Below are 26,734 nucleotides of genomic sequence, written 5' to 3'. Positions count from 1 at the left end.
AGGTAAAGGGCTTAAAAACGACGCATTGCAAAGGAGCAATCCGTCAGTTTGAAAGTCCGCGCCAAAATACTTTCCAAGAAGCGTCTAAACGTGTCTCAAAACGATTTAAACCTGCGTATAATAGTTCAACCATAAGACCGTCGAGTAAGCATAGAAAAGCCTCTAAGGCGTCTTTTACTTCAATGTTATGCAGCTCATCTTGTTCGCTTGCTCTTTTAAATACAGGGAATAAAAGTTTTCCGACGTTTTCAATGTGTACATTTGCTTTATTAATAATTTGTTCGCGAAATGCATCAGGCGGAAAATAAGAAGTTCGTAACCAAAACATTGATTCTTCACTTTCACCAAATCGTTTTGCATACCCTTTTAATAATTTTAAAAGCAATTCTTCAGTGGACGAATTGGAAAAGCTTTCGATATCGCCTGTGAAGCTCTGCAAATCTTTTTGAAGAGCAGATTCTAAGCATATGAAATATAGCTCTTCTTTTCCTTTAAAGTGTGCGTAAATCGATGGTTTTTTAATCCCAACTTCTTGAGCAATATTTGCCAATGAAGTTCCTTCATAGCCGTAGCGTGCGAAATGAGAAAGTGCTACAGCTTTAATGCGGTTTGCTGTCATTTTCATCCCCTACCTACCGTTCGTTAGGTTCATTATATGAGATGGGAAATATAATGTCAATAGGTGAAGATCTGAGAAAGAGCGTTATAAGTAACGCTCTTTTTAGACAGTCTCTCGCTCAATTAAATGGAATGAAAGTTCTTTTGCACTGCCGACAATTTGCTCGCTTTGGATCTGCTTATGGAATAAAGAAAAAGCATGTGAGCCCATTGCGAGACCGGGATGTTCAATTGTGGAAATTTCTAATGCCTTTGAAATTTCATGATTATCAAATCCAAGGATAGCAAGGTCTTCAGGTACTCGAATACCATGTTTTCGAGCCTCTGTTAATAAACCAGCTGCAACTTGATCGTTCGCTGTGAAAATAGCAGTTGGACGATTTTTCATATTTAAAATACGATGGAGTATTTGTGCTCCGTCCTGCATTGTATAGCATTGGTGGAAAATCCATTCAGGATGCAACGTTTTCCCTTCGTTACGAAGTGTATCGGCGAACGCTTTTTCGCGCTCCATGGAATTTACACTTGTTTTTCTTGCTAAACAAATTCCGATTTTTTCATGGCCTCTACTTAGTAAATAGGCAGTACCAAGACGGAAACCTTCATAATGATCTACGTAGATGGATGAAATGAGGGGATGCTTCATTTTTTCACATGAAATAATAGGGGCAAATTTTGCAAAAGGTTCGATTTGTTCCCAAGAGCTCGTTCGGGAGCAAATAATCATCCCATCAAATTGTTTCATTTTCATCATTTCAAGAACACGAATTTCTTCAATGCTATCGTAATTCGTTTGACATAAATTAATATGATACCCAGCTAATAACGCTTCGTTTCCGATTCCTTCAATAATCGTACTGAAGTAGGGGAGGTTAATGAAAGGAAGCATAACGCCAATTGTATATGTTTTCCCTCTTATTAAATGGACAGCATTTATATTTTTTGCGTAGTTTAATTCTTCAACAGCATCTAGAACACGCTTACGCTTTTCTTCTTTTACGTAAGGGTGATTATTCAGGACACGAGAAACAGTTGATATCGATACACCAGCAGTTTTAGCAATTTGTTTTATATTGGCCATATGTATCACCTCTTTCCCTTATTATAAAGGGAAAATAATAAGAAAGAAAAAATCTTGACCTGAAAAGCTTTTCACAAACTATGGTATTAATAAGACTTCTTTTTATTCGCGTAACCTTTTCACTTGGGCGTAAGAATGATAGGGGTCTTTTTTGTTTGCAAAAAGTGTTGTCAAAATGTGTGAGAATAACGTGGAAAGTTTTCAAAGGTGGAGTTTGGTGACAAAGCGAATATGAAGAGAATATCAACGCTTCGTTCGTTAAGAGAGCGATATGAAAGGGCGGAAACAAATTGAAAAAAAGAATCATTTGTTTCGTGTTTTCTAGTTTCGTGCTTAGTTCGTGTTCGTTTCAGCAAACGATGCAAGAAGAAAAACACTTTGTGGGAACAACGGGAGGAGCTATGGATCGTGTTACGGATCCTATTCCGCTAAAGGAACTTCCAAAATATTTTCCGGTGAAGTTTAAAGTTCCAACGTTTTTACCGTACGATATTACAAGTGATGTGAAGGGGGAAGTAAGAACGCTTGGGAAAAAGAACACTGTCTTAACGATTAAATATAAACAGAAAGAACCAGGTAGAAATGAGTATATTGAGTTAAATGTCGCGAACTTTCCTTATAGTTTTCCAGATCTTGTGGAAGAGAAGCGATTTCAAGAACAAATGAAACTGAATAATGGAACGTCTGCTTATTTTAAAAATAAAGATGATTATGAACGTGGTGACGAATTTGCTACGCTTATATGGAAAGAGAAAGGAATTGAATATCAACTGCTGTATCGGAATGTAGAAGAGAACGATGAAAAGGTAATCAAGCAGAATTTATTATACATTGCGAATAAGATGAAATGAAAAAACTAGCTGATTTATTCAGCTAGTTTTTTGTATGTTATTATTTCTTTTTAATTTTGCCTGTCCAAGATTTAAATCCGCCTTGTAATTGGTAGAAATCTTTGTAGCCTTGTTTTTTTAAGTATTGCGCTGCACGACCTGTACGGAATCCGCTTTGGCAATATAAGTAAACAGGTTGATCTTGACGAAGTTCTTTATGGCGAAGGCGAATTTGTGATAACGGAATGTTACGTGCACCTAAAATATGCCCTGCGTTATATTCGTCTGCTTCACGAATATCGATAAGCTGTGCTTTACGGTAGCCAGCGCGAAATTCTTCTTCTGTAAGAGTTTTAATTAATTTTTTCTGATAGAAGTACATCCATACAGTGTAGCCGATAAATGCTACGATTACGGCTAATAAAATAATCCAAGTTGTTGACACGATTCTATCGCTCCCTTTTTTCTTATCCTACTTTCAATATTATAATGCCCTTATGTATTTATGCAACAGATTCATTTGCATATAAGAAGAAATTTCGTATTCTTTCACAAATTTTGTCGAATTTGGTAGACTAGAGAATGTGAAAAATAATTGGTTATATGAGGTGCAGGATGGGAAAAGAAAAATGGTGTTATATTAACTCTGGTCAATGTTCACCGGCATTTAATATGGCGTTAGATGAATGTTTATTAAATTGGCAAAGTGAAAAGAAAATGCCACCAACAATTCGTTTTTATGAATGGGAGGTACCAACATTAACAGTTGGGTATTTTCAACGTGTTGAAAAAGATATTAATATGGATGTAGTTAACGAAAAGAAATATGGATTCGTTCGTCGTCAAACAGGCGGCAGGGGTGTACTACATGACAAAGAGTTAACGTATAGTGTTATTGTGTCTGAAGATCATCCGAATATGCCGAAAACAGTTACAGAAGCGTATCGTGTTATTTCGCAAGGTTTATTAGATGGTTTTAAGGCATTAGGGTTAGAAGCATATTATGCAGTTCCAAAAACAGAAGCAGATCGTGAAAATTTAAAAAATCCACGTTCCGGCGTATGTTTTGATGCACCATCTTGGTATGAAATTGTAGTGGAAGGACGAAAAATTGCTGGTAGTGCTCAAACACGTCAAAAAGGTGTTATTTTACAGCATGGATCGATTCCATTAGAAATTGATTTAGATGAACTATATGATCTATTTTTATTCCCAAATGAACGTGTGAAGGAACGTATGAAGAGTATGTTCTCTTCTAAAGCAGTAGCAATTAATGAATTAACAGACCGTACATTTACGATAGAACAGTTAATTAAAGCGTTTGAAGTTGGCTTTGAAAAAGGATTGGATGTAGAACTTGTTCCATATGAATTAACAGAAGAACAGTTACATGAAGTTCAAACGTTAGCGAAAGAAAAGTATGAAAGTAATGAGTGGAATTATAAAAAATAAGAGATGGCAATTGCCACCTCTTATTTTTTTATAGTAAATTAAGTACTTTTTCTACTTTGATTCCTTTATCTTGTAAAGAACGAAGGCGATTTACAACGTCCATAATTTCTTTGTCAAATGTAACGCTAATACCTTGGCTTTGTAGTTCTTCTTTTAAGCTTTCAATAGAATCATCTATGTCGATGCCAAGCTCGTAATCTTGACAAACTTCAATTGTCTTTTTCACGAGTTTAACATAATTTTCTTGTAGTTTTGAATTTGTTTCAGTCAAAGCAGGCTGCTTCGGTTTTGCAGGAGCAACCGGTGCTGTCTCTTGCTTTGTAACTGGAGTAGGGACCGCTTTTTTCACAGGCGCTGGAGTAACTAGTTCTACAGCTGCTTCTACGCTTACTGGCTTCGGTGTCGGTACCGGAGTAGGCTTAGGTGCCATAGCAGGTGTTTCCACACGCGTAACAGGCTTAGGAGCAGGCGTAATTGCCTTTGGAGCTTCTACAACTACTTCCTTTTTCGGTGCTGCTTCTACCTGTGTTTCTTCTTGCTCGGCAGCTTCTTTATTTTCTTTACTCCACATAACGCGTTCAATTTCTAGAGAAACATTGTTTTTGTTCATCGCTGTTAATGTAACTTTACCAACTTCAGCGTTTCCAGTGAAATCAACAATTTTATAAATAACACTCTTGTTCCAATCCACGTTTCCGCTCAAAAATAATTCTTCGTTACATTTCGGCGTTAAGCCCTCGATTTTAATTTCTGCGTTTACACCGTTTTCACTATATACCATAATTAGCGAAGCATTTACATCTTCGTCTGCTAACATTAGTTCACGTACCATTTTGCCGGTGCGTACTTGCGTTTTCTTCTTAACTGACATCTAATTTCTCCTCTCAAAAATTCAGTAATAATAAAAAAATCGTATAACGAAAAATAATTGCTCACGAAGATTTATGATACCGATAATAAAAGCATCACGTCAACAATTAACTTTAATTATTTTGCATTTTTCTTATTTTCTTTATGAAATTTTTCAATTTGTAAAATTAGACAGAAGAAAAAACAGCCTTTTGAGGGGCTGTTAAAAATTTGATTTTTTATATAGTAATTTATATAAAATAAAAAATAAGATAGCAATTAAAGCATTTTGCCAAAAGTTTAGATGATAAATGAGATAAGGTTGCTTTTGGAAATAAATATTTAAGAATACAGCGGAACAAAATGGAGTAGCAAATGCGAATCCAAATAGAATTCTTCTTTTCCAATTCATTTTCTGATTAAAGGAGTAACGCTTTAATAAATATAAAATAAATAGTATACCTAGTATAATTATTGAAACAGACAAAGTAGTTCCAAGGATGCTAAAAGGCGGACTTGATAATGTATTGTTTTTTTCAAAGAAAAACATAAAAAATGAAATAATTGCATTTATGCCAAACTGTATAGCAAGAAGTAAGCTAATAGAACATCCAATTAAAGAGGCTTTTTCTAACTTTGTTTGAGTTGGTAAAGCTGATATAAGTTCATCGCAATAAGATTGTAAATTATCTCCAAAGATGTCATAAGCGTTTTTATTTTCTGCTTGTGCTTCGATGAGGTGATCTAATATTTCTAGTAACAGTTCTTCCATTTGTTGCTCTGGCACGTTAGATAAACGAAGATAAACTAACATATCGCTATAAGCAACTTCATTTTCAGGTGTTAGAAGCTCACGTTTTTTATTATTCAATTCAATCATGTCTTGTGCATTCATCCCTATCACTCCCCCTGTAATAAGTTATTTACCGTAGTTGAAACCATTCCCCAGCTTTGTTTAAATTCTTCAAGCTGCTCTAATCCTTTATCGGTTATGTGATAATATTTTCGCTTTGGACCGAGTGAGGAAGCTTTTAATGTGCCTTCGATCAATTTTTCTTTTTGCATACGTAATAATAACGGATAGATGCTTCCTTCGCTTACGAATGTAAATCCGTGTTTATTTAATTTTGTGCTCAGTTCATATCCGTACACTTCTTCTTGTGAAATGATGTATAGGATGCAACCTTCTAATACACCTTTTAACATTTGGCTGTGCATGATTTCACCACCTTTTACTCAGGTAACTTGCGTTGCAAGGTAGCTGTTATCCAAATTATAACATTCAGTAACTTGCAACGCAAGTTACTGAAGTGGAAAACTTTAATGCGTGTTAATTTTTCAACGTTTCCCATACTAACGAGAGGGAGGGAAGCACATGAAACCATTTATGCCAAAACTCGTTTACTTTGAACCAAAGGCACTTGAATATCCGCTTGGAAAAGAGCTTTATGAGAAGTTTACGAAGATGGGATTAGAAATTCGTGAAACGACATCACATAATCAAATTAGAAATTTGCCAGGAGAAAATGATTTGCAAAAGTATCGTAATGCAAAGGCTACACTTGTCGTTGGAGTAAGGAAGACGCTAAAGTTTGATACGTCAAAACCGTCAGCTGAATATGCAATTCCGCTCGCAACAGGGTGTATGGGACATTGTCATTATTGCTATTTGCAAACAACACTTGGGAGTAAGCCTTACGTTCGCGTGTATGTGAATCTTGATGAAATATTTGAGAAGGCACAGCAATATATGGATGAAAGAGCACCTGAAATCACAAGGTTTGAAGCTGCTTGTACATCAGATATCGTTGGGATTGATCATTTAACATATGCATTAAAGAGGGCGATTGAATTTATTGGAGAAAGTGAGCATGGGCGTTTGCGTTTCGTTACGAAATATTCGCACGTTGATCATTTGTTAGATGCAAAACATAATGGGAAAACGCGTTTCAGGTTTAGTATTAATTCACGGTATGTAATTAAAAATTTTGAACCAGGGACATCACCGTTTGAAGAAAGAATTGAAGCTGCTCGTAAAGTAGCAGGCGCGGGTTATCCACTTGGTTTTATAGTTGCGCCACTTTATATGCATGAAGGATGGGAAGAAGGATATCGTGAACTATTTGAGCGACTGTACAATGCGCTGAAAGATATGACGATACCAAATTTAACGTTTGAATTAATTCAGCATCGTTTTACGAAACCAGCGAAAAAGGTTATTCAAGAGCGTTATCCAAATACGAAGCTTGAAATGGATGAAGAGAAGCGGAAGTATAAATGGGGACGATATGGCATCGGAAAATATGTATATAAAAAGGATGATGCAGCAGTATTGGAAGAAACGATAAGAGGTTATATAAATGAATTTTTTCCTAATGCAGAAATACAATATTTTACTTAAGGGGGGTCTGTATGCAAATACAGATTCTTTTTTGTTTTATATATTTAGGCTCGTTTTCAACTTGTCACGTTATTCTTTCTGGTGTATCATTTTATTGATTGCTTCGTACGGAATAAGCAAAATGAACTTGGATGGAGGAAACCGATGCCTACCCCTAGTATGGAAGATTATATTGAACAAATTTATTTGTTGATTGATGAAAAGGGTTACGCCCGCGTATCTGATATTGCTGAAGCGCTTAGTGTACATCCATCCTCTGTAACAAAAATGGTGCAAAAATTAGACAAAGATGAATATCTAATTTATGAAAAATATAGAGGGCTTGTATTAACAACAAAAGGTAAAAAAATCGGAGAACGTCTCGTATATCGTCATGACTTGCTAGAGCAATTTATGCGTATTATCGGTGTGGATGAAAGTAAAATTTACAATGATGTAGAAGGAATTGAACATCATTTAAGTTGGGAAGCGATTGATCGCATTGGTGATTTAGTGCAATACTTTGAACAAGATACAGTCCGAGTGGAAACACTTCGCGGTGTTCAAAGAGCAAATGAAGAGAAAAGTAATTAAGGGGAACGTATGGCGTTTCCTTTTTTATTTCAATTCGAAAAGGATGGGAGAATTATGAAAGCAATTATTTTTGATTTTGATGGATTAATTGTGGACACAGAAACGATATGGTTTCACTCTTTCAGAGATGCTGTTCGTGAATACGGCGGGGAACTACCTTTAGAGGAATTTGCGAAATGCATTGGAACAACAGATGAGGTACTTTATACATATCTAAATGATCAATTAAAAGAGAAGTTTAACAAAAGTGTATTAAAAGAAAAAGTGGCAACTTTACATAAAGAGAAAATGAGAATACCAGAAGCTCGTGACGGGGTAAAAGAATATTTAGAAGAAGCGAAAGAAATGGGATTAAAAATCGCACTAGCTTCTAGTTCTTCTAGAGAATGGGTTATTCATTTTTTAGAAGAGCTACAAATTCGAGAATATTTTGAAGTAATTAAAACGAGAGAAGATGTTGAGAAGGTAAAACCAGATCCAGCTCTTTATCGAGTTGCAATAGAAGAATTAGGAATTAAGCCATCTGAAGCTGTTGTATTTGAAGACTCATTAAATGGATTGAGAGCAGCAGTTGCAGCGGGATTAACGTGCGTTGTGGTACCTAATGATGTGACACGGAATTTACCGTTTGAAAATCATCATCTTCGAATTGAAAGTATGAGAGAGAAAAGTTTAAAAGAAGTGCTTCAAAGTATAAAAAAAGACCGTATTTCCTAAAAGGAAGCACGGTCTTTCTTTTTGCTTTTTTTGCCTTCAATGACAGTTAAATGAGACTGTTTTCTTTTTCGTTTCAAAGTGGAAGAATTCCCTTTTTTACTTTTGTCATTAGAAGTATTTGACTTAAAGAAAGAATTGCCTAGGGGTGCTACATTTTGTTTCCCATGTTTGCGGTTCGATTGTTTTGCCGCACGCTTATATGAGCTTTGCGAATTTGCGGAACCACTGGAATTTGTAAACATCTTGTATAGCAAGTAAAAGATACCGACAACAAGTAACATGTACCCGATATTTCTTAATACACCCATGGGATTTGTAATAACAGATGAAACAAGGCCGAATATTGCCAATCCGATAATAAGCACAAATATAGCGAAAGTAAACGAACGACCGTTCATAAGGGACACCTCCTAAAAACATATATTGAAATTAGTATATTAACGATGAGGAAAGGAGTTGAACACCATTTTTAAATAATTATTGTTTGTTCTCTAAACGTAATAATTCTTCAAACGATGCAATTGCTACTTCCACTTGATCATCTGTTGGTTCTTTCGTTGTTAATAGTTGTAGCCATAATCCAGGATATCCAAGTACGCGTAATACGGGAATGTCTCGTAATCGATTTGTAAATTGCAATACTTCAAAAGAAATACCAAGTACAACTGGAATTAATAAAATTCTGTTTATAACTCGTGCCCAAAGAGGATCTGTAGGGACTAGGAAATAAACGAACATTCCAATAATGACTGTAAATATAATAAAGCTACTGCCGCATCTATAATGGAGACGAGTTTGCTTTTGAACGTTTTCTACAGTCAGAGGAAGGTTATTCTCGTAAGCATTGATTACCTTATGCTCTGCACCGTGATACTGAAATACCCGCTTAATAAGTGGGGTTAAAGAAATAAAGTATATATAGCTCAATAATAGCATGAGCTTAATGACACTTTCGACAATGATTTGCCCAGTATGAGATGGGAAAATCGGTCTCGTTAATTCAGCTAATAGTGCAGGAACTGCTGTGAAAATGACTTTACCGAATATAAAAGATAAAACGCCAACAGCTGCAACTCCTAATACCATCGTTAATTTTGATTGTTCTTCTTTTTTATTTGCAATTTGTTCATCATCTTCTGGGTGGACGTCAAATCGTTCTGAAGCGAAGTTTAAATGCTTTGCTCCATTCGCACTTGCATCCACAATAGCGGCAATCCCTCGTAAAAATGGAATTTTTTTTAGGGTAGATAGTACTTTATTACGAACGCGTGGTAATCGATAAAATTCAATCGATTTATCTTTACGACGAACCGCTGTAACAGTATATTCTCTACCGCCAAACATAACTCCTTCTATGACCGCTTGCCCGCCATATATTTGTTTTGACTCTTCTGCCATGTTAACACCAACCTGTATTTGTTTCTCTCTTATGTAGAAAAAGAGGCAATTGTCATACTGGGTTCTGTCGTTTTGAAATAAGACAATCACCGAGTTTCCTTTATTTTATCGGCAAATACAAGTAGATGACAAGGGAAAATGTTATGAGAGTCGGACATTTCTTATTCTTTTTATAGACAAATTTCGCAGGATTTAAACATGCTTCAAAATAGTTTCGGGCATACTATTGAGCGGAGGTGTCGATGTGAGTCAAGAACAATTAGGAACAAGGAATTTTGTGCAGATTGGTTTGTTTGGTGGAATCTTTTGGGGCGGGATCTGGTATTTCCTTCATATATTTTCATTCACGGAGGCGGGACCGAATTATTTCCTTTTACCATTTGCGTTTGGAAGTTGGAAAGAGGGTGTATGGGGCAATGTGTTCGGAATAGTGTGTATGGGACTTCTTTCAATTTTGATCGCCTTTTTGTATAAAGCATTTTTTGCGAAGTTTGAAGGGATTATAGCGGGAATTATTTATGGGCTATTTTGGTGGGCACTACTGTTTTTGGGGATGGGTTTAATGGCTCCTGTTATTAAAAGTGCGCTCCATTTACCAAAAGAGACAATTGTGACGACAATATGTATTTTTATATTGTATGGTGTGTTTATAGCATATTCTGTTTCTTACGCAGTAAATAGCAATAAAGCAGAACAAGAAGGGCAAGAGAAGACGAACTATTCAAATAAGTAACTCCTATGTTAAAATATTGTATAGATATTTAATATTAAGGAGTTTTAAGAATATGAAAAAGTTACTCCTCGTAAACGGTCCTAACCTAAATCGCCTCGGTGTTCGTGAGGTAAATGTATATGGAAAGGGCACGCTAGCGACACTTGAAGCAGATATGAAGCAAGAAGCAGAAACAATGGGAGTGGAGTTAGAATGTTTCCAATCGAATCATGAAGGTGCCATTATCGACATTATTCATGAAGCGGAAGATATATATGAAGGGATCATTTTAAATCCGGGAGCATTTACGCATTATAGCTATGCGATTCGTGATGCCATTGCGAGCATTTCGATTCCTGTTATTGAAGTACATATTTCTAACATTCATCAGCGTGAATCGTTCCGTCATGAATCTGTGACGGCAGCTGTTTGTGCAGGTCAAATTGTAGGATTTGGTTTTTATGGCTATAAGTTAGCGTTATTTGCATTAATGGAGAAATTGAGGGAGGCATAAAGTAATGGAGAAAATTGAAAGATTACGAAGTGCATTTGATGAGGCTGGCATTGACGGTATTTTGTTAACAAATGAACATAGTCGTAGATATATGGCTAACTTCACAGGAACAGCAGGCGTTGTTCTTATTTCAAAAGATCGTGCTCAATTTATTACAGATTTCCGTTACGTCGAGCAGGCAAGTAAACAAGCGGTTGGATATGAGGTTGTACAGCACGCAGGATTGATCATTGATGAAGTGGCAAAGCAAGTGAAAGAGCTTGGAATTCAAAAACTTGGTTTTGAGCAAGATACTCTTACATATAGTTCTTATTCAGTGCATAAGGAAGCGATTGATGCTGAATTTATCCCGACTTCTGGACTTGTAGAAAAGTTACGCTTGATAAAGACTGATTCAGAGATTAAGATATTAAAGGAAGCTGCACAGATTGCAGATGCTGCCTTTGAGCATATTCTATCATTCATTCGCCCGGGAGTATCTGAAATTGAAGTGTCAAATGAACTTGAATTTTTCATGAGAAAACAAGGAGCAACATCTTCTTCGTTTGATATTATCGTTGCTTCAGGTCTTCGTTCGGCATTACCGCACGGCGTGGCATCTGAAAAAGTGATAGAAACAGGAGATTTCGTTACATTAGACTTCGGCGCTTATTACAAAGGATATTGTTCTGATATTACTCGTACGATTGCAGTCGGTGAACCATCTGATAAATTAAAAGAAATTTATAATATCGTTTTAGAAGCACAATTACGTGGTGTGAACGGTATTAAAGCTGGTTTAACAGGTCGCGAGGCTGATGCGCTAACGCGTGACTACATAACGGAAAAAGGATATGGTGAATACTTTGGACACTCTACTGGTCATGGAATAGGTCTTGAAATCCATGAAGCACCAGGTTTAGCGTTCCGTTCTGATATAGTACTTGAACCAGGTATGGCTGTAACAGTAGAGCCAGGTATTTATATTCCAGGTATTGGCGGCGTACGTATTGAAGATGATATCATTGTGACAAGTGAAGGTAATGAAGTAATTACGAAATCACCAAAAGAACTTATTATTTTGTAATACACAGGAGGATTTTTTTACATGATTTCAGTAAACGATTTTCGTACAGGTTTAACAATTTCAGTGGACAATGCCCTTTGGCAAGTACTTGATTTCCAACACGTAAAGCCAGGTAAAGGTGCTGCATTCGTTCGTTCTAAACTACGTAATCTTCGCACAGGTTCTGTTCAAGAGAAAACATTCCGTGCAGGTGAGAAAGTAGAAAAAGCACACATCGAAAACCGTCGTATGCAATACTTATACGCAAGCGGTGAGGCTCATGTATTTATGGATAACGGAACTTATGAGCAAATCGAACTTGGTGAAAAACAAATCGAGCGCGAGCTTAAATTCCTAAAAGAAAACATGGAAGTAGCAATTATGACTTACCAAGGCGAAGTACTTGGTGTTGAACTTCCAAACACAGTTGAATTACAAGTTACAGAAACAGAGCCTGGTATTAAAGGTGATACTGCTTCTAACGTAACAAAACCAGCTACATTAGAAACTGGTCTTGTTGTACAAGTACCAATCTTCATTAACGAAGGCGAAATGCTTATCATCAACACTGGTGAAGGTAAATACGTTTCTCGTGCATAGTGAAAAAGCACTCGTGATAATTCACGAGTGCTTTTTTTATAGGAAATAGGGTAGATAGTAAATAGCTGTTATTATAAAACTGACTAAAACAAGTGAAAGAGTACCCATAATAGATGGAGTCAAAACAATTTGAAATGGTTTTATTTCGCCAGTCTCAACGCCAGTTAATGTTTTACTTATTGCGTGATCTGTAATGTTATTTCTATGGTTACTCATAATAATTAACCACATAATTGCAAATATTGCTAAACTACCAAGGAAAAAGGTCTCTATAAATGACCAACCGACTAATAATGAAAAAAGATAAATAAGAGCTAATTCTACTACAACGGTTAAACTAATTTTCAATGCCTTCATATTTTTCCTCCTCATTTTGTAATTTCAACCAGTTTAAAAAATTTTTACGTGACACGACATGCAGAGAGCAAGGTGACTTTACTTCTTTCTCTAGTGCAGCGTGTTCGTCTGGAAACTTGTTTTCCACATGCAATGAAATATAAGGTAGTTTTTCTTGTGCTTTTAGTGAGCGGATATTATTCGTTTTAGCACCAGCAAATACGTAGGAAAGTTGTAAGTCTAAAAAGGCGATTTTAAAGATTTCTTTTTTAGCAGCCTCGTTATAGCCTTTTCCCCAGTACGGATAGCCGAGCCAACTACCAATGTGAGATTGCTTTTTTTCATTATTAATATGTTTAAGTGTGGTGAGGCCAATTATTTCATTTTCTTCATTCACAATCATTCTCGATAAGGATTTCTTTTGACGCTCTTCTTCTATTGCGAAAAGAAGAAATGTTTTCGTGTCTTCGATGTTTTCTACCGTTATTCCCAATGCATTTTTTATATGTGGATCACTTGATAGCTCGAAAATCACATTTGTATGGCATAAATCTAGTGGTAATAAAGTGACGTGTTGCATGGTTTAAACCTCTTTTAAACTAAATATACCATAATATACCATGAAATAATATGAATATTCAGATTGTAATTCGGAATTTAGAGAAAAATTATGTTTTTACTTCTGAAATAGACAACCTCTGCATATGGTTGTACAAATATATTCTTTTTTAGAATACGAAGTTAGTAACTGTTACGGGAGAAGGTGGAAGAATGAAACAGTGGCTAGCGGCAATGGAAACATCCGTGCTTGTTATGGGGGCACTTCGATTATTTTCAGGTAGTGCGGAGATATTTGCTGCTTTGCTTATGCTTTATGTGAATGATGCGAAGAAAGCGTTGTTTATAAATGGTATGTTGGCGTTTGTTGGACCTACCGTATTAATTTTAACAATGACAATTGGGATAGCGAGTGTAGCAAGTGAAATTTCTTTCTTGAAGCTCTTTTTTCTAGCGCTTGGAATTTGCTGTATTTTTATCGCATTACTGAAATAGTAAGTCGAGTATAGTGGGGAGAAGCCGATGAAAGAGGTATTAGAAGTTTTACCAAAAACGATGAAGTACTTAATTGAAGAATGTAAGCAATACGATGCTTTAGAGGAAATTCGTGTTCGAATTGGAAGGCCGCTAGAGTGTATTGCACACGGAAAGGTGTTTTTTTATGACTATATCACTACTGCAGAGGATGCTATTTACTTATTGAATAAGTTAAGTCAATTCTCAATTTATACGATGGAAGAGGAATTAAAACGTGGGTATGTGACGCTTCGCGGAGGGCATAGAATCGGGTTAGCAGGAAAAGTCATTACAGAAAAAAGCGCAGTGAAAATGATTCGTGATGTCTCTTCCTTTAATATTCGTATTGCTCGTCAAAAAATAGGGATTGCTGAACCGCTTTTGCCATATTTGTATGAAAAAAGGTGGTTAAACACGATGGTAATTGGCCCTCCCCAAACGGGAAAAACGACACTCTTAAGAGATGTAGCACGTTGCATGAGTCAAGGGGTAAGTGCTTCGGAAATTCCTTCCTGTAAAGTGGGGATCGTTGATGAACGGTCAGAAATTGCTGGTTGTGTGAAAGGGATCCCGCAATATGATTTTGGTACCCGAGTCGATGTGTTAGACGCATGTCCAAAGGCAGAAGGAATGATGATGATGATTCGTTCTATGAGTCCTGATATTTTGATCGTAGATGAAATTGGCCGTAAAGAAGATAGTGAAGCAATTATGGAGGCAGTGCATGCAGGTGTCCAGCTTTTTATAAGCGCACACGGATTTTCCTATGAGGATGTTGTGAGACGTCCATCGCTCAAGGCAGTGCTAGAGCTTGGTATATTTGATAGGTTTGTGGAGTTGTCAAAAGCGAGGGGTCCAGGAACGGTTATGCAGGTGAAAGATAAATATGGAAAACCAGTGTTATCAAATAGAAAGGGTGAGGGGCGTATGGTGAAAATATTTGGGTGCAGGTGTTAATCGGTTGCGGTCAGCACCTTTTTCGGGTTTTCGGTACGCTAAAAGATACAGTGAGAGACCGAGGCAACTTAGGTTATTAAAATCAGCACTTCAATCATTAGAGGCAGAAATTATGTATGGACACACACCTTTATCTGAGGCTGCCGAGCGATTAGTTAAACAAATGCCAAAGCCATTAAATTGGATATTTCAAAGTTTCGCTAAAAAACTAGAAAGTGGAGAACAAACAGTAAGGGAAGCTTGGATAGATAGTTTGAAAGAGAATTGGAAGTTGACGGCTTTTCAACAAACCGAGTATGAAATACTGCAGCAATTTGGTGAAACGCTAGGGCAACATGATCGTGAATCACAACAAAAACATATTCGCTTATGTATTACACATTTGGAGAGAGAAGAAGAGGAAGCGAAAGCTTTACAACTGCAATACGAAAAAATGATTAAGAGCTTAGGGGTACTAGCAGGGCTACTTATTGTAATTTTACTGCTATAGGGGGGAGAAAGGCGATGTCCATTGATGTTGGATTAATATTTCAAATCGCCGGAATCGGCATTGTTTTAGCTTTCATTCATACTGTACTAAAAGAATTGAAGCGTGAGGATATTGCAAATTGGGTTATCCTTGTCGGTTTTGTCGTCATTTTATTTCATGTTGCATTTTTAATTAATACGCTATTCGACAAGATTAAAAGTGTCTTTCTCTTCCAGTAAAGGAGGCGGTTCGAATCGAAATTATACAAATTGTCGGATTAGGCCTCGTTGCTACGTTTTTAGCTGCTGTTTTGAACCAGCATAAATCTAGTATTACATCTTTATTTATTGTGTTCGTAGGTAGCGTGATGTTTCTTATTTTAATCGATCAAATTCATTCTATTTTACAAATGATTGAGAGAGTTGCGAGTGAAGCGAAAGTTAGTAACGTCTACGTGGAAACGTTACTAAAGATTATTGGAATTGCTTATATTGCCGAGTTTGGAGCTCAAATTACAAAAGATGCTGGTCAAGGTGCCATCGCTTCGAAAATTGAACTTGCTGGGAAAATCTTAATTCTCGTTATGGCAATTCCTATTTTGACGGTTGTAATTGAAACTATTCTCGGATTTTTACCGACGGGATAAGGGGGAGTGAATGTTGAGGAGGTTTGGAGCTAAGCTGCTATTTGCTTGCTTCCTTTTCTTTTCTTTACCAGTTGTTGTACAAGCTTCTCCTGTAGAAACAAACGTCGTTGATCAACAATTGGATAAGCTCGGAATTGAAGATGTGAAGCAATTTTGGGACGGGCTTGTTACAAAATATGGAGGCTATTTGCCAGAGAGTCAAAAAGGGAGTTTTATGGAGTTTGTAAAGGGAGAAAAAGAATTCTCTCTAAAAGAGTGGATGATAGGGTTATTAAAATATTTATTTCATGAGCTTGCAGCTAATGGAAAACTGCTTGGCACACTCATTATGCTCACAATCTTTAGTGCATTGTTGCAATCACTGCAATCCGCTTTTTCAAAAAGTAGTGTAAGTAAAATTGCTGATGCTGTTGTATATATGGTACTTATTATTTTTGCTTTAAATAGTTTTTATGTCGTTATGACATATGCAAGAGAAACGATACAAACAATGGTAGATTTCATATTAGCGCTATTGCCAATTTTATTGGCGCTTATAGCGACTGGTGGCGGGGTTGTATCTGTATCTTTCTTTCATCCGATTATCATTTTCTTAATGAATACAAGCGGGCTTCTTATGAATTATATCGTTCTACCGCTTTTATTACTGGCAACGATATTAAGTATTGTAAGTACAATGAGTGATCAATATAAAGTGACGAAATTGTCCAAGCTTCTGCAAAACGTTAGCGTTGGGATTATCGGTATCTTTTTAACGATTTTTTTAGGGGTATTATCTGTACAAGGAACAGCAACAGCTGTTGCTGATGGAATAGCTGTGAAAACTGCTAAATTTGTAACAGGGAACTTCATTCCAGTAGTCGGAAGGATGTTTACAGAAGCGGCAGATACTGTTATTAGCGCATCAGGATTATTGAAAAACACAGTCGGAATTATTGGGCTCGTCATTTTATGTTTAATTGTTGCTTTTCCAGCGATTCAAATTTTCTGTATCGCATTTATTTATAAATTCGCAGCAGCAGTATTGCAACCGGTTGGCGGCGGAGCAATTATTCAATGCTTAGACATTATTGGACGAAGCATCATTTACGTATTTGCTTGCTTAGCTATCGTATCATTTATGTTCTTTTTAAGTATTACAATTATTATTGCTGCGGGGAATATTACACTTATGATGCGGTAGGAGGTGAAGAGTATGCAATTTGTTACAGAGTGGATCAGAAATATTATCGTTTTTTTGCTCTTAGCGACAATGCTTCATCTTATTCTTCCAAATTCGAATTTGCAAAAATACGTTAAATTCGTTGTAAGTCTTTTGTTAGTCGTATTAATTTTAACACCTCTTTTTAAACTATTGCAGACAGATGTAAATGAAGTAATTGCAAATTTTAATGAAGAAAAGTACGTAGCAGAAGGATCTGTAAAAAATTCAATAGATTCGAAGAAAAAAGAAATACAAGCTCTAACACGTGCATATAGTTTAGAAGAGATGGCTACCAAAATGAAAAAAGAAGTAGGAAAAGAGTTTGAGAAACAGTATGGTATGTCAGTCTCTGAAATACAAATAGTCGCAGCGGAAAGCACAGCGGAAGTAAAGTCAGCGAAAGATATTCAATCTGTTGTTGTGACGTTAAAAGAAAAAGAACGTAGTAAAAATGATGCAATCGAAACAGTAAAACCAGTTGAAATTAACACGAAAGAACCACCGAAAAAAGTAGAGGAAACGAATGTAGAAATGAAAGACTTCTTTTCAAGCAGGTGGCAACTAGAGAATAAACAAATCCAAGTTCAAATGGAAGGGAGGACAGGTAGAGTAAATGGACAATAAAGATAAAAATTCGAAGTTCTCATTTTTTCGAAACTTATTGAATGGAGATGAAAAAGAAAGTAATGAGAAGGGAAGAAAGGTAACACCTAAGTTCTTACTTGTCCTACTCATACTTGGAATGTTGCTTATGTTTTCTAGTAGTTTTTTTTCAAGTAAAAAAGAAGAAGTACCTGTATTTAAAGAACAAAAAACTCAAAACCAGGAAAAAGATGTACCAACTTTTGGACAAAAAAATAATGATAATATGTCAAATGTAGAAAAATATGAAAAAGCGTATGAACAAGAATTAAAAACTGCTTTAGAAGAAATAGCAGGAGTAAAAGACGTAACGATTAAAGTGAATTTGGATTCATCTGAAGAAAAAATTTTAGAAAAAAATACAGTGAAACGCTCACAAACAACAGGTGAAACAGATAAAACAGGCGGTAAGAGAGAAGTAGAGGACGAGTCTCTTGATGAAAAGACTGTCATTATACGTGAAGGGGATAAAGAAACTCCTGTTGTTTTACGAACAGAGAAGCCGAAAGTACGTGGTGTTCTTGTCGTAGCAAAGGGAGTGGATAATATACAAGTTAAAGCAATGGTAAAAGAAGCTGTGATAAGGCTGCTAGATGTACCGGCCCATCGCGTTTCAGTTTCACCGAAAAATTGATAGGGAGGAAATAAAGTGTTAAAAAAACAAACAGTTTGGCTATTAACGATGTTAAGTTTAGTTGTTGTACTATCTGTGTATTACGTGACAACTCCTGACAAAATGAATACAGCATCGCCAGCAACAGGTGAAAAGATTGGACAAGAAAAACAAGGTACTGATAAAGCAGTAACAAACGAAGCGCCTAAAGAAACTCCGAAAAAAGAAAATACAAGCAAAGAAACAACAAATAAAGAAACAGACAAAAAAGAAAATGCAAAAAAAGAAACAAGTAAAAAAGAGGGCAATGTATCAGTTCAATCAAGTGATGAGAATTTCACAGCTTTACGTATGCAAATGGAAGATCAGCGTAGTGAAGAGAAAGCAAAATTACAAGAAGTGATGAATTCTTCGAAATCTTCAGCGACAGAAAAGAGTAAAGCGAAAGATAACTTTGATGCAATCACTACAATGGAAACGAAGCAAGAATTACTTGAGACAGTAATTAAATCTCAAGGAGGATATCCAGATGCTCTTGTAAGAGCTGATGGTACTGATATTAGAGTAACGGTTAAAGCGGCAAAACATTCACAGAAAGAAGCAAATGAAATTATTCAACTTGTAAGAAGTGAAGGCGGATCAAAAGATGTAGGTGTGAAATTTGATCCACCAGCGAAATAAGTGAAACTTTAATCCGTAGGGATTTCCCTGCGGATTATTATCTTTTACTAAGCAAAGGGTATGCAAATAGTAAAAAGAGTATGTAAGTACGTGTGAATAGAAAAAAGCTATCATTTTCGATAGCTTTTTTCTATTTCGTCTTTGTAATTATTTTTACTATGTTCAACTCGGAACGGAGAAATACGTTGTGAGTAAAAGATTAGTGGTTCATGGTACTGATGATTACTTTTTCCGGATTTGACGTGGATGAAAAGAACGCATGCCCAAACGATTACAGCAGGTAAAAAGAGAATGAGCCATATCATATTTCCACACCTCGACACAATATATTTTCTACACTTTGAACATACTATTCTTATATGAAGGAATGATGAACGGCGTGTAAACAAAAAAATAATATTTGGTAAAAATATGTTATTGACTATAGGTGTGGTGAAGAGTGGAGAGGGAATGGCATGTTTGCTGTGTAACGTTTTGAAAAAGTAGTGAATGTTTTTTTAGAAGTGGTCTTGCCAATTTCATGTGAAACTTGGTATTATTACTAGGTATTAAATTTTTTATTGGAATAATATTTTTACAGGAATTTCGATTTATTATAAAGAAATATAAATTGGAATGTTTAAAAAATTTATCGTAAGATGGAAATAGTAAATATTTCTATTAGTTAATGAAATATATTTTCTAATAGAGTACATCGTATTTTTACAGTCAATCTAGTTTTCGTGACGAGAATCTGTAAAAACGGGACAAACAAGAGTATGGGAGTGGATTTTACATGTTTAAAATTCAAGAAGTTCGCGAATTAATTAAATTAATTGATAGCTCTAATATTGATGAATTTGAATACAAAAAAGACGGTACAACAATCAAAATGAAAAAGCGTGGTAATGAAGTTGTTGCTGTGCAAGCACCTGCAGCAAAACAAGCTATGCAACCAGTAGCGCCTGTTGAAGTTGAAACGAAAGTAGCAGCAGCACAAGCAGAAGCACCAAAACAAGAAGAGAAGAAGGCTGTTCAAAATGAAAACCTACATAAAATCACATCACCGATGGTAGGTACATTCTATTCTTCTTCTTCGCCTGATACCCCTCCATATGTAAGTGTTGGGGATAGAGTATCGAAAGATTCTATCGTATGTATTGTCGAGGCTATGAAGTTATTTAACGAAATTGATGCTGATGTAGAGGGCGAAATTGTTGAAATTCTTGTTAATAACGGACAACTTGTTGAGTATGGACAACCGCTATTTCTTGTAAAAGCGTAATAAGGGAGTCTTTGTGATGATAAAAAAAGTATTAATAGCCAATCGTGGGGAAAATTGCTGTACGAATTATTCGTGCTTGTAAAGAAATGGATATTGAAACAGTTGCAATTTATTCAGAAGCAGATAAAGAGTCACTTCACGTACAGATTGCAGACGAGGCGTATTGTGTAGGACCAACGATTTCGAAAGAAAGCTATTTAAATTTGACAAACATTATTAGCGTTGCGAAGTTAACAGGCTGCGATGCTATTCATCCGGGATACGGATTTTTAGCAGAGAATGCAGATTTCGCAGAGTTATGCCGTGAATGTAACTTGATTTTTATCGGTCCAAGTCCAGAAGCTATTTCAAAGATGGGCACAAAAGACGTTGCTCGTGATACAATGAAAGAAGCAGGGGTTCCGATTGAGCCAGGTTCACAAGGGATTATTAAAAATACCGAAGAAGCGATCGAGCTTGCTAATCAAATTGGATATCCAGTTATTATTAAAGCGACTGCAGGTGGCGGCGGAAAAGGTATTCGTGTTGCACGCCATGAAGAAGAGCTTATAAAAGGAATTCAAATTACACAGCAAGAAGCTAGTACCGCTTTTGGGAACCCTGGTGTATACTTAGAAAAGTACGTTGAAGATTTCCGCCATGTTGAGATTCAAATAATGGCAGATACACACGGAAATGCCATTCATTTAGGAGAGCGTGATTGTACAATTCAGCGCCGTTTCAAAACTATAGAAGAAAGTCCATCACCTGCACTTGATGAAGATATTCGCAAGCAGATGGGTGAAGCGGCAGTTAAAGCGGCGGTAGCGGTTGATTATACAGGTGCTGGTACGGTTGAGTTTATTTATGAATATAAAACGAAAACCTTTTATTTCATGGAGATGAATACGAGAATTCAGGTTGAGCATCCGGTTACTGAAATGGTAACGGGAATGGACTTAATTAAAGAGCAAATTCTTGTTGCTTCAGGAGAAAAGTTATCGTTACAGCAAGAAGAAGTACAATTTAATGGTTGGGCAATTGAATGTCGAATTAATGCGGAAAACCCTGCCAAAAAATTTATGCCATCTCCAGGTAAAGTAGAAATGTATTTACCACCAGGAGGATTTGGTATTCGCGTCGATTCAGCTGTATATCCGGGATATTCAATCCCACCTTTCTATGATTCGATGGTTGCTAAATTAATTGTTCACGGAAAAACACGTGAAGAGGCAATTGCAAAAATGAAGCGCGCACTTAGTGAATTTGTCATTGAAGGCGTACATACAACAATCCCGTTCCATTTGCAATTGCTAGATCATCCTGATTTTGTAAAAGGTGAGTTTAATACGAAATTTTTGGAAGAGCATGAACTTGTGACGCAGTGATACATTAAAGGAGGTTTTTTTCATGGCTGAACATATGTTAGATATGGGTCAAGATACAACTCTTGGTAAAGTAGAAATTGCACCAGAAGTAATTGAAGTAATTGCAGGTATTGCAGCTGCAGAAGTAGAAGGTGTAGCGGCAATGCGCGGTAATTTTGCTACAGATGTTGTTGAGAAGTTAGGTAAGAAAAATCATGGTAAAGGTGTAAAGGTTGAATTAGCAAACGAAGATATTATCGTTGACCTTTATGTTGTAATGTATTTTGGTGTAGCAATTCCAGTTGTTGCACAAAAGATTCAAGACAATATTCGCCAAGCACTCTTTACAATGACAGGACTTGAGCCAAAAGAAGTGAATGTTCACATCGTTGGCGTAACATTCGAAACACAAAAAACAGAAATCGAACCAGTGTAAGAATGAAAAGGTGCCTAGTAACATAGGCATCTTTTTTATCGTTTCATTTCTTCACAAATTACAACCCTCTAATTATTATACTATTTCAAAAAATAAGAAATAAACAAGAAAATGTTTCGTTTTTCCAAAAAACGTACATTGTGATAAGATATGGAACTTGAAGTTAATCTTTTTATTATTTTTCAGCCTTGTAACCCGTGTGTGAAACGATAAATTGTGTTATTATCATTGTATTATAAGGTTGGAAAATCAATGAAAACTGTAAGAGTAAGTGAATTGACGGCTTATAAATTATAATAATATAACAAAGTATAAGGAAAGACTTGAAGCATAAAGGAGAGTTACAATGAAACGTAGGACGGCTAGAGAAAGAGCAATGCAAGCATTATACCAAATGGATATTACAGGTGAATTAGAACCGAAAGTAGCAGTGGAAAACACGCTAGATGAAGGCGAAGAAACAAATGAGTTTCTAGAGTCACTTGTAGTAGGTTTTGTAGAAAATAAAGAAGCAATCGATGAAGCGATTCGTCAAAATTTAAAAAAGTGGAAGCTTGAGCGTATTAGTATTGTTGATCGCAGTATTTTACGTGTAGCTGTGTATGAAATGAAATACATGGAAGAAATTCCACACAACGTAACAATTAACGAAGCAATTGAAATTGCTAAAACATTTGGGGATGAGGAATCTCGTCGTTTTATTAACGGCGTTTTATCTAATATAAAAGATACACTGTAAATTCTTTAAGGGGGAATCTTAAAATGGTAGCAGTAATCATCAAAGGAAATGAAGTTGCGGAGAAAAAACGAGCACAATTAACAGAAGAAGTTGTGAAGTTGAAAGAGCAAGGTATTGTACCAGGATTAGCAGTTATTTTAGTTGGAGAAGATCCAGCATCTCGTTCTTATGTGAAAGGAAAAGAAAAAGGCTGTGAACAAGTAGGGATTTACTCAGAGCTAATTGAACTTCCTGAAACAATTACTGAGGAACGTTTGCTTGCTGAAATCGATCGCTTAAATGGCGATGACCGTATTAATGGCATATTAGTGCAATTACCTTTACCAAAACATATTGAAGAAAAAGCTATCATTGAAAGAATTTCACCAGAAAAGGATGTAGACGGATTTCACCCAATCAGCGTGGGACGTATGATGACGGGACAAGATACATTCCTTCCATGTACACCGCATGGTATTGTAGAATTAGTAAAAGAAACAAATCTTGATATTTCTGGAAAACATGTAGTAGTAATTGGAAGAAGTAATATTGTCGGTAAACCAGTGGGGCAATTGTTTTTAAATGAAAATGCCACTGTCACATATTGTCATTCTAAGACGCAAAATATGAAAGAGTTATCGAAGTTAGCTGATATTTTAATCGTAGCTGTTGGACGACCTAAAATGATAACAGCGGATTATATTAAAGAAGGGGCGGTTGTAATTGACGTTGGTGTTAACCGTTTAGAAACAGGAAAACTTTGTGGTGATGTTGACTTTGACAACGTGTTAGATGTTGCGGGTTACATTACACCTGTGCCAAAGGGTGTTGGTCCAATGACAATCACAATGCTTCTTCATAATACTGTTGAATCTGCCAAACGTGCAGGTGTCGTTTGTAAATAATTTGAGTCGGCTATGAGGAGAGAGAAATGGAGAAGCAATATTTAACCGTTACAGCGTTAACACGCTATATAAAAACAAAAATAGAATATGATCCGCATTTGCAGTCTGTTTGGTTAAAAGGTGAAATTTCCAACTTTAAAAATCATAGCCGTGGCCACATGTATTTTACATTGAAAGATGAAAATGCAAGAATCGCAGCGGTTATGTTTGCGGGCCATAATCGTAATATTAAATTCAAACCGGAAAATGGGATGAAGGTACTCGTGAAAGGGAAAATCTCTGTTTACGAGGCGAGTGGTTCTTATCAAATTTATATTCAAGACATGCAGCCTGACGGAGTCGGAAATTTACATTTAGCGTACGAACAGTTAAAAGTTCGTTTAGAAGAAGAAGGACTTTTTTCTCAAGTTTATAAAAAAGCGATTCCTCCTTACGCTAAAACAATAGGTGTGATTACGTCGCCAACAGGAGCAGCGATTCGTGATATTATAACAACGATTAAACGTCGTTATCCAATTGGGAATGTTATTGTATTTCCGGTACTTGTACAAGGGGAGTCAGCGGCTCCCTCGATTGTACAAGCGATTCGTACAGCGAATGAAATGGGAGAGATAGATGTACTAATCGTTGGTCGTGGTGGAGGTTCTATTGAGGAATTATGGGCTTTCAATGAGGAAATGGTTGCAAGAGCAATCTTTAAGAGTGAAATCCCTATTATTTCGGCAGTAGGCCATGAAACGGATTTTACAATCGCAGATTTTGTTGCGGATTTACGCGCGCCAACACCGACCGCAGCAGCTGAGCTGGCAGCACCTAACATTATAGAGTTACAAGAAAAGGTATTACAAAGAACTCTGAGATTGCAAAGAGCAATGAGAGAGTTAGTACATAAAAAAGAAGAAAAACTACAAGTGTTGCAAAAATCGTATGCGTTCCGTTATCCAAGACAAGTATATGAGCAAAAGGAAGAGCAATTAGATAGAGCGCTAGAACAGCTTGTTTTAGCGAAAGAGCGCTATATTGATAAAAAGGTGAATCAGTTAAAGCAACTTTCATTTTATTTAGAGAAGCACCACCCATCTCAAAAAATTATGCAAACGAAGGTAGCTGTGGAAACGTTGCAAAAGCAATTACAACGTGAAATGCAAACGTTACTTCAAACGAAAGAATTTGCCTTTGTAAGAGCTGCTCAAAAACTTGAAGCGTTAAGTCCGCTTAAAGTAATGATGAGAGGGTACGGGCTTGTATATGATGAAGAGAAGCAAGTGTTAAAAAGTGTGAAAGATGTAAGCCTTGGAGATGCTGTTTCAGTTCAATTACAAGATGGAATACTAGATTGTAGCGTATCAGGCATAGAGGAGCGTGAATTGAATAATGGAAAATAAATTAAGCTTTGAAGAGGCAATTTCGCAACTTGAGCATCTTGTTTCTAAGCTAGAACAAGGTGACGTACCTTTAGAAGAAGCGATTTCTTATTTTAAAGAAGGTATGGAATTATCTAAGCTTTGTGATGAGAAGCTGAAGAATGTACAAGAACAAATGGCAGTTATTCTTGGGGAAGATGGAGAGCTTGAACCGTTTACTGCTTTAGGAGATGAAGCATAGTGACGATTGCTTTTGATACTTTTTTGAAAGAAAGTAAAACTTTCGTAGAAGAAAAACTTGTAAGCTATGCAAATGGATTACAATGTCCAAATGTACTTCGTGAAGCGATGGCATATTCTTTGGAAGCGGGTGGAAAACGTCTCCGCCCGTTACTTTTGTTTGCAACATTACAAGCGTTTGGGAAAGAAAGAAATCTTGGAGTAGGTGCAGCTTGTGCTCTTGAAATGATTCATACATATTCGTTAGTTCATGATGATTTACCTTGTATGGATGATGATGATTTAAGAAGAGGAAAGCCCACAAATCACAAGGTATTTGGTGAAGCGATGGCAGTTTTAGCAGGAGATGGCTTATTGACATACGCTTTTCAAGTTATTATGGCATATGAGCAAAAAGAAATTTCTGCTGAAAAAAAAGTAAGACTTGTACTTGAACTCGCAAAAGCAGCAGGACCAGAAGGAATGGTTGGCGGACAAGTGGCAGATATGGAAGCGGAAGGGAAACGCCTTACGATTGATGAATTGGAGTACATCCATAAACATAAGGCCGGAAAACTACTTGAATTTGCTGTACTTGCGGGTGCGATACTTTCTGATGCGACAGAAGAGCAAGAAGAAAAGTTGCTTACGTTTGCCAAATATATCGGTCTAGCTTTCCAAATTCGAGATGATATTTTAGATGTCGAAGGAACTGAAGAAGAGATTGGAAAACCGATTGGTAGCGATCTTTCTAATGAAAAGAGCACATATACGACGTTGTTTACTGTAGATAGAGCAAAGGATATTTTAGAAGAAACAATTGCAGAAGCAAAAGGTGCGATTAGCTCCTTGCAATTACAAGATGAATATTTACTATCTATTTGCGATTTGATTGCAAAACGTAATAACTAATATAACAGCGTTTTCATTTGTTGAGTCATTCATCATTTTATGATATAAATGTAGGAAAAGGTTTTTCTTTTCTTGTTATTGGCAAAAATATATGTAGATTACATTGCCGTTATCACTTTGTGTTAGCGGCTATTTTTTTCATCGCCTGAAGAAATATG

The 26,734-nt window shown here is 36.3% G+C and carries 35 protein-coding genes and 2 pseudogenes; 26 read left to right on the top strand and 11 right to left on the bottom strand.

The annotated features are described in order from the left end of the window. Window positions 1-43: 43 nt before the first annotated feature. Together BC_RS21030 and BC_RS21025 are read right to left on the bottom strand one after the other, a co-directional pair. Window positions 44-625 carry a TetR/AcrR family transcriptional regulator gene (locus tag BC_RS21030; protein WP_002005730.1) on the bottom strand — a complete coding sequence of 194 codons (582 nt, stop codon included), beginning with the start codon at window positions 623-625 and terminating at the stop codon, window positions 44-46. A 96-nt stretch (window positions 626-721) separates the two neighbouring features. Continuing rightward, window positions 722-1,699 carry a LacI family DNA-binding transcriptional regulator gene (locus tag BC_RS21025; protein ID WP_001273985.1) on the bottom strand — a complete coding sequence of 326 codons (978 nt, stop codon included), beginning with the start codon at window positions 1,697-1,699 and terminating at the stop codon, window positions 722-724. A gap of 314 nt (window positions 1,700-2,013) precedes the next feature. Between BC_RS21025 and BC_RS21020 the strand changes: the two genes are divergently transcribed. Continuing rightward, window positions 2,014-2,550 (top strand): hypothetical protein, encoded by a 537-nt coding sequence (locus BC_RS21020; protein ID WP_033666640.1) that lies wholly within the window; start codon window positions 2,014-2,016, stop codon window positions 2,548-2,550. 40 nt (window positions 2,551-2,590) lie between these two features. On the opposite strand, the gene BC_RS21015 is transcribed toward BC_RS21020, so the two are convergent. Beyond that, window positions 2,591-2,974 (bottom strand): rhodanese-like domain-containing protein, encoded by a 384-nt coding sequence (locus BC_RS21015; protein ID WP_000108653.1) that lies wholly within the window; start codon window positions 2,972-2,974, stop codon window positions 2,591-2,593. 170 nt (window positions 2,975-3,144) lie between these two features. On the opposite strand from BC_RS21015, the gene BC_RS21010 reads away from it, so the two are divergent. Continuing rightward, complete coding sequence (locus BC_RS21010; RefSeq protein WP_000514081.1) at window positions 3,145-3,981, top strand: lipoate--protein ligase family protein; 837 nt, start codon at window positions 3,145-3,147, stop codon at window positions 3,979-3,981. 28 nt (window positions 3,982-4,009) lie between these two features. On the opposite strand, the gene BC_RS21005 is transcribed toward BC_RS21010, so the two are convergent. The 3 genes from BC_RS21005 to BC_RS20995 all read right to left on the bottom strand — a co-directional run bounded on the left by BC_RS21005 (window position 4,010) and on the right by BC_RS20995 (window position 6,048). Next, complete coding sequence (locus BC_RS21005; protein ID WP_000111898.1) at window positions 4,010-4,852, bottom strand: hypothetical protein; 843 nt, start codon at window positions 4,850-4,852, stop codon at window positions 4,010-4,012. 201 nt (window positions 4,853-5,053) lie between these two features. Continuing rightward, window positions 5,054-5,725, bottom strand: a complete 672-nt coding sequence (locus BC_RS21000) for a DUF1129 family protein (RefSeq protein ID WP_000993579.1) — start codon at window positions 5,723-5,725, stop codon at window positions 5,054-5,056. 5 nt (window positions 5,726-5,730) lie between these two features. Continuing rightward, complete coding sequence (locus BC_RS20995) at window positions 5,731-6,048, bottom strand: PadR family transcriptional regulator (RefSeq protein WP_000556078.1); 318 nt, start codon at window positions 6,046-6,048, stop codon at window positions 5,731-5,733. A gap of 157 nt (window positions 6,049-6,205) precedes the next feature. Here BC_RS20995 and splB point away from each other — a divergent pair, with 157 nt between their 5' ends. The 3 genes from splB to BC_RS20980 all read left to right on the top strand — a co-directional run bounded on the left by splB (window position 6,206) and on the right by BC_RS20980 (window position 8,521). Beyond that, window positions 6,206-7,231, top strand: a complete 1,026-nt coding sequence (splB, locus tag BC_RS20990; RefSeq protein ID WP_000802127.1) for a spore photoproduct lyase — start codon at window positions 6,206-6,208, stop codon at window positions 7,229-7,231. A gap of 144 nt (window positions 7,232-7,375) precedes the next feature. Then, window positions 7,376-7,804, top strand: a complete 429-nt coding sequence (gene mntR, locus BC_RS20985; protein WP_001143085.1) for a transcriptional regulator MntR — start codon at window positions 7,376-7,378, stop codon at window positions 7,802-7,804. Window positions 7,805-7,858: 54 nt separating this feature from the next. Next, on the top strand, window positions 7,859-8,521 hold the full coding sequence (locus BC_RS20980) for an HAD family hydrolase (RefSeq protein WP_025687934.1): 663 nt from the start codon (window positions 7,859-7,861) through the stop codon (window positions 8,519-8,521). Here BC_RS20980 and BC_RS20975 read toward each other — a convergent pair. Together BC_RS20975 and BC_RS20970 are read right to left on the bottom strand one after the other, a co-directional pair. Then, window positions 8,518-8,919, bottom strand: a complete 402-nt coding sequence (locus BC_RS20975; protein WP_001014463.1) for an SA1362 family protein — start codon at window positions 8,917-8,919, stop codon at window positions 8,518-8,520. The genes BC_RS20980 and BC_RS20975 overlap by 4 nt on opposite strands. Window positions 8,920-8,998: 79 nt before the next feature. Next, complete coding sequence (locus tag BC_RS20970) at window positions 8,999-9,919, bottom strand: DUF1385 domain-containing protein (RefSeq protein ID WP_000807121.1); 921 nt, start codon at window positions 9,917-9,919, stop codon at window positions 8,999-9,001. A gap of 244 nt (window positions 9,920-10,163) precedes the next feature. On the opposite strand from BC_RS20970, the gene BC_RS20965 reads away from it, so the two are divergent. The 4 genes from BC_RS20965 to efp are packed head-to-tail and all read left to right on the top strand — an operon-like array spanning window position 10,164 to window position 12,790. After that, on the top strand, window positions 10,164-10,652 hold the full coding sequence (locus BC_RS20965; RefSeq protein WP_000076881.1) for a YqhR family membrane protein: 489 nt from the start codon (window positions 10,164-10,166) through the stop codon (window positions 10,650-10,652). 52 nt (window positions 10,653-10,704) lie between these two features. Then, window positions 10,705-11,145, top strand: coding sequence for a type II 3-dehydroquinate dehydratase (gene aroQ, locus BC_RS20960; RefSeq protein ID WP_000735140.1), 441 nt, complete (start codon window positions 10,705-10,707; stop codon window positions 11,143-11,145). A gap of 4 nt (window positions 11,146-11,149) precedes the next feature. Then, on the top strand, window positions 11,150-12,211 hold the full coding sequence (pepQ, locus tag BC_RS20955) for a Xaa-Pro dipeptidase (protein ID WP_000411039.1): 1,062 nt from the start codon (window positions 11,150-11,152) through the stop codon (window positions 12,209-12,211). Window positions 12,212-12,232: 21 nt separating this feature from the next. Then, the gene (gene efp / locus BC_RS20950) at window positions 12,233-12,790 is read left to right on the top strand and encodes an elongation factor P (protein ID WP_000626516.1); all 558 of its coding nucleotides are present in this window, start codon (window positions 12,233-12,235) and stop codon (window positions 12,788-12,790) included. 36 nt (window positions 12,791-12,826) lie between these two features. On the opposite strand, the gene BC_RS20945 is transcribed toward efp, so the two are convergent. Both BC_RS20945 and BC_RS20940 read right to left on the bottom strand, forming a co-directional pair. Next, window positions 12,827-13,147 carry a hypothetical protein gene (locus tag BC_RS20945; RefSeq protein WP_000645571.1) on the bottom strand — a complete coding sequence of 107 codons (321 nt, stop codon included), beginning with the start codon at window positions 13,145-13,147 and terminating at the stop codon, window positions 12,827-12,829. Beyond that, window positions 13,128-13,706, bottom strand: a complete 579-nt coding sequence (locus BC_RS20940; protein ID WP_001164981.1) for a GNAT family N-acetyltransferase — start codon at window positions 13,704-13,706, stop codon at window positions 13,128-13,130. Before BC_RS20940 ends, BC_RS20945 begins: the two co-directional genes overlap by 20 nt. 191 nt (window positions 13,707-13,897) lie before the next feature. On the opposite strand from BC_RS20940, the gene BC_RS20935 reads away from it, so the two are divergent. The 9 genes and pseudogenes from BC_RS20935 to BC_RS20895 all read left to right on the top strand — a co-directional run bounded on the left by BC_RS20935 (window position 13,898) and on the right by BC_RS20895 (window position 19,412). Then, on the top strand, window positions 13,898-14,179 hold the full coding sequence (locus BC_RS20935) for a YqhV family protein (protein WP_000816050.1): 282 nt from the start codon (window positions 13,898-13,900) through the stop codon (window positions 14,177-14,179). A 27-nt stretch (window positions 14,180-14,206) separates the two neighbouring features. Then, the gene (spoIIIAA, locus tag BC_RS20930; protein WP_000665906.1) at window positions 14,207-15,157 is read left to right on the top strand and encodes a stage III sporulation protein AA; all 951 of its coding nucleotides are present in this window, start codon (window positions 14,207-14,209) and stop codon (window positions 15,155-15,157) included. 3 nt (window positions 15,158-15,160) lie between these two features. Continuing rightward, a pseudogene (spoIIIAB, locus tag BC_RS20925) lies at window positions 15,161-15,647 on the top strand (stage III sporulation protein SpoIIIAB); the annotation flags it as partial. A gap of 14 nt (window positions 15,648-15,661) precedes the next feature. After that, complete coding sequence (spoIIIAC, locus tag BC_RS20920; protein WP_000020914.1) at window positions 15,662-15,865, top strand: stage III sporulation protein AC; 204 nt, start codon at window positions 15,662-15,664, stop codon at window positions 15,863-15,865. 23 nt (window positions 15,866-15,888) lie between these two features. After that, complete coding sequence (spoIIIAD, locus tag BC_RS20915; RefSeq protein WP_077393170.1) at window positions 15,889-16,272, top strand: stage III sporulation protein AD; 384 nt, start codon at window positions 15,889-15,891, stop codon at window positions 16,270-16,272. A 10-nt stretch (window positions 16,273-16,282) separates the two neighbouring features. Further along, window positions 16,283-17,455: a stage III sporulation protein AE gene (gene spoIIIAE / locus BC_RS20910; RefSeq protein ID WP_000946110.1), complete on the top strand. Its 1,173-nt coding sequence runs from the start codon at window positions 16,283-16,285 to the stop codon at window positions 17,453-17,455. Window positions 17,456-17,467: 12 nt separating this feature from the next. After that, a complete protein-coding gene (spoIIIAF, locus tag BC_RS20905; RefSeq protein WP_001161052.1) occupies window positions 17,468-18,100 on the top strand; it encodes a stage III sporulation protein AF in 633 nt (210 codons plus the stop codon). Further along, window positions 18,090-18,752, top strand: a complete 663-nt coding sequence (spoIIIAG, locus tag BC_RS20900) for a stage III sporulation protein AG (protein ID WP_000368881.1) — start codon at window positions 18,090-18,092, stop codon at window positions 18,750-18,752. Before spoIIIAF ends, spoIIIAG begins: the two co-directional genes overlap by 11 nt. 15 nt (window positions 18,753-18,767) lie before the next feature. Then, window positions 18,768-19,412 carry a SpoIIIAH-like family protein gene (locus tag BC_RS20895; RefSeq protein ID WP_000914708.1) on the top strand — a complete coding sequence of 215 codons (645 nt, stop codon included), beginning with the start codon at window positions 18,768-18,770 and terminating at the stop codon, window positions 19,410-19,412. A 110-nt stretch (window positions 19,413-19,522) separates the two neighbouring features. Here the strand turns inward: BC_RS20895 and BC_RS20890 are convergent, their stop codons facing one another. After that, a complete protein-coding gene (locus BC_RS20890; protein ID WP_000638000.1) occupies window positions 19,523-19,717 on the bottom strand; it encodes a hypothetical protein in 195 nt (64 codons plus the stop codon). Between the two features lie 470 nt (window positions 19,718-20,187). Here BC_RS20890 and accB point away from each other — a divergent pair, with 470 nt between their 5' ends. The 8 genes and pseudogenes from accB to ispA all read left to right on the top strand — a co-directional run bounded on the left by accB (window position 20,188) and on the right by ispA (window position 26,576). After that, window positions 20,188-20,676 carry an acetyl-CoA carboxylase biotin carboxyl carrier protein gene (accB, locus tag BC_RS20885; RefSeq protein WP_000472859.1) on the top strand — a complete coding sequence of 163 codons (489 nt, stop codon included), beginning with the start codon at window positions 20,188-20,190 and terminating at the stop codon, window positions 20,674-20,676. Window positions 20,677-20,692: 16 nt separating this feature from the next. Then, window positions 20,693-22,043 (top strand): annotated as a pseudogene (gene accC / locus BC_RS20880) (acetyl-CoA carboxylase biotin carboxylase subunit). Between the two features lie 22 nt (window positions 22,044-22,065). After that, a complete protein-coding gene (locus BC_RS20875; RefSeq protein ID WP_000807630.1) occupies window positions 22,066-22,458 on the top strand; it encodes an Asp23/Gls24 family envelope stress response protein in 393 nt (130 codons plus the stop codon). A 346-nt stretch (window positions 22,459-22,804) separates the two neighbouring features. Further along, window positions 22,805-23,197 carry a N utilization substance protein NusB gene (nusB, locus tag BC_RS20870; RefSeq protein WP_000830247.1) on the top strand — a complete coding sequence of 131 codons (393 nt, stop codon included), beginning with the start codon at window positions 22,805-22,807 and terminating at the stop codon, window positions 23,195-23,197. Between the two features lie 23 nt (window positions 23,198-23,220). Further along, window positions 23,221-24,081 carry a bifunctional methylenetetrahydrofolate dehydrogenase/methenyltetrahydrofolate cyclohydrolase FolD gene (gene folD, locus BC_RS20865; protein WP_000226732.1) on the top strand — a complete coding sequence of 287 codons (861 nt, stop codon included), beginning with the start codon at window positions 23,221-23,223 and terminating at the stop codon, window positions 24,079-24,081. A gap of 26 nt (window positions 24,082-24,107) precedes the next feature. After that, entirely contained in the window at window positions 24,108-25,466 is a 1,359-nt protein-coding gene (gene xseA / locus BC_RS20860) for an exodeoxyribonuclease VII large subunit (RefSeq protein ID WP_000415249.1), read from the top strand. Beyond that, window positions 25,456-25,686: an exodeoxyribonuclease VII small subunit gene (gene xseB / locus BC_RS20855; RefSeq protein ID WP_000428423.1), complete on the top strand. Its 231-nt coding sequence runs from the start codon at window positions 25,456-25,458 to the stop codon at window positions 25,684-25,686. Before xseA ends, xseB begins: the two co-directional genes overlap by 11 nt. After that, window positions 25,686-26,576: a (2E,6E)-farnesyl diphosphate synthase gene (gene ispA, locus BC_RS20850; RefSeq protein WP_000150378.1), complete on the top strand. Its 891-nt coding sequence runs from the start codon at window positions 25,686-25,688 to the stop codon at window positions 26,574-26,576. The genes xseB and ispA overlap by 1 nt, the downstream gene beginning before the upstream one ends. The last annotated feature ends 158 nt before the right edge of the window (window positions 26,577-26,734 follow it).

Source organism: Bacillus cereus ATCC 14579 (genome assembly GCF_000007825.1).
Classification (GTDB): domain Bacteria; phylum Bacillota; class Bacilli; order Bacillales; family Bacillaceae_G; genus Bacillus_A; species Bacillus_A cereus.
The sequence above is the reverse complement of the archived record's forward strand: the minus strand, read 5'-3'. Positions and strand labels throughout refer to the sequence as shown.

Excerpts from the sequence above, each read along its gene's own strand:
- BC_RS21030 (WP_002005730.1), bottom strand. The coding sequence starts at position 625 with ATGAAAATGACAGCAAACCGCATTAAAGCTGTAGCACTTTCTCATTTC.
- BC_RS21025 (WP_001273985.1), bottom strand. The coding sequence starts at position 1,699 with ATGGCCAATATAAAACAAATTGCTAAAACTGCTGGTGTATCGATATCA.
- BC_RS21010 (WP_000514081.1), top strand. The coding sequence starts at position 3,145 with ATGGGAAAAGAAAAATGGTGTTATATTAACTCTGGTCAATGTTCACCG.
- BC_RS21005 (WP_000111898.1), bottom strand. The coding sequence starts at position 4,852 with ATGTCAGTTAAGAAGAAAACGCAAGTACGCACCGGCAAAATGGTACGT.
- BC_RS21000 (WP_000993579.1), bottom strand. The coding sequence starts at position 5,725 with ATGAATGCACAAGACATGATTGAATTGAATAATAAAAAACGTGAGCTT.
- BC_RS20995 (WP_000556078.1), bottom strand. The coding sequence starts at position 6,048 with ATGCACAGCCAAATGTTAAAAGGTGTATTAGAAGGTTGCATCCTATAC.
- splB (WP_000802127.1), top strand. The coding sequence starts at position 6,206 with ATGAAACCATTTATGCCAAAACTCGTTTACTTTGAACCAAAGGCACTT.
- mntR (WP_001143085.1), top strand. The coding sequence starts at position 7,376 with ATGCCTACCCCTAGTATGGAAGATTATATTGAACAAATTTATTTGTTG.
- BC_RS20980 (WP_025687934.1), top strand. The coding sequence starts at position 7,859 with ATGAAAGCAATTATTTTTGATTTTGATGGATTAATTGTGGACACAGAA.
- BC_RS20975 (WP_001014463.1), bottom strand. The coding sequence starts at position 8,919 with ATGAACGGTCGTTCGTTTACTTTCGCTATATTTGTGCTTATTATCGGA.
- BC_RS20970 (WP_000807121.1), bottom strand. The coding sequence starts at position 9,919 with ATGGCAGAAGAGTCAAAACAAATATATGGCGGGCAAGCGGTCATAGAA.
- aroQ (WP_000735140.1), top strand. The coding sequence starts at position 10,705 with ATGAAAAAGTTACTCCTCGTAAACGGTCCTAACCTAAATCGCCTCGGT.
- pepQ (WP_000411039.1), top strand. The coding sequence starts at position 11,150 with ATGGAGAAAATTGAAAGATTACGAAGTGCATTTGATGAGGCTGGCATT.
- efp (WP_000626516.1), top strand. The coding sequence starts at position 12,233 with ATGATTTCAGTAAACGATTTTCGTACAGGTTTAACAATTTCAGTGGAC.
- BC_RS20945 (WP_000645571.1), bottom strand. The coding sequence starts at position 13,147 with ATGAAGGCATTGAAAATTAGTTTAACCGTTGTAGTAGAATTAGCTCTT.
- BC_RS20940 (WP_001164981.1), bottom strand. The coding sequence starts at position 13,706 with ATGCAACACGTCACTTTATTACCACTAGATTTATGCCATACAAATGTG.
- BC_RS20935 (WP_000816050.1), top strand. The coding sequence starts at position 13,898 with ATGAAACAGTGGCTAGCGGCAATGGAAACATCCGTGCTTGTTATGGGG.
- spoIIIAA (WP_000665906.1), top strand. The coding sequence starts at position 14,207 with ATGAAAGAGGTATTAGAAGTTTTACCAAAAACGATGAAGTACTTAATT.
- spoIIIAC (WP_000020914.1), top strand. The coding sequence starts at position 15,662 with ATGTCCATTGATGTTGGATTAATATTTCAAATCGCCGGAATCGGCATT.
- spoIIIAE (WP_000946110.1), top strand. The coding sequence starts at position 16,283 with ATGTTGAGGAGGTTTGGAGCTAAGCTGCTATTTGCTTGCTTCCTTTTC.
- spoIIIAF (WP_001161052.1), top strand. The coding sequence starts at position 17,468 with ATGCAATTTGTTACAGAGTGGATCAGAAATATTATCGTTTTTTTGCTC.
- spoIIIAG (WP_000368881.1), top strand. The coding sequence starts at position 18,090 with ATGGACAATAAAGATAAAAATTCGAAGTTCTCATTTTTTCGAAACTTA.
- BC_RS20890 (WP_000638000.1), bottom strand. The coding sequence starts at position 19,717 with ATGATATGGCTCATTCTCTTTTTACCTGCTGTAATCGTTTGGGCATGC.
- accB (WP_000472859.1), top strand. The coding sequence starts at position 20,188 with ATGTTTAAAATTCAAGAAGTTCGCGAATTAATTAAATTAATTGATAGC.
- BC_RS20875 (WP_000807630.1), top strand. The coding sequence starts at position 22,066 with ATGGCTGAACATATGTTAGATATGGGTCAAGATACAACTCTTGGTAAA.
- nusB (WP_000830247.1), top strand. The coding sequence starts at position 22,805 with ATGAAACGTAGGACGGCTAGAGAAAGAGCAATGCAAGCATTATACCAA.
- folD (WP_000226732.1), top strand. The coding sequence starts at position 23,221 with ATGGTAGCAGTAATCATCAAAGGAAATGAAGTTGCGGAGAAAAAACGA.
- xseA (WP_000415249.1), top strand. The coding sequence starts at position 24,108 with ATGGAGAAGCAATATTTAACCGTTACAGCGTTAACACGCTATATAAAA.
- xseB (WP_000428423.1), top strand. The coding sequence starts at position 25,456 with ATGGAAAATAAATTAAGCTTTGAAGAGGCAATTTCGCAACTTGAGCAT.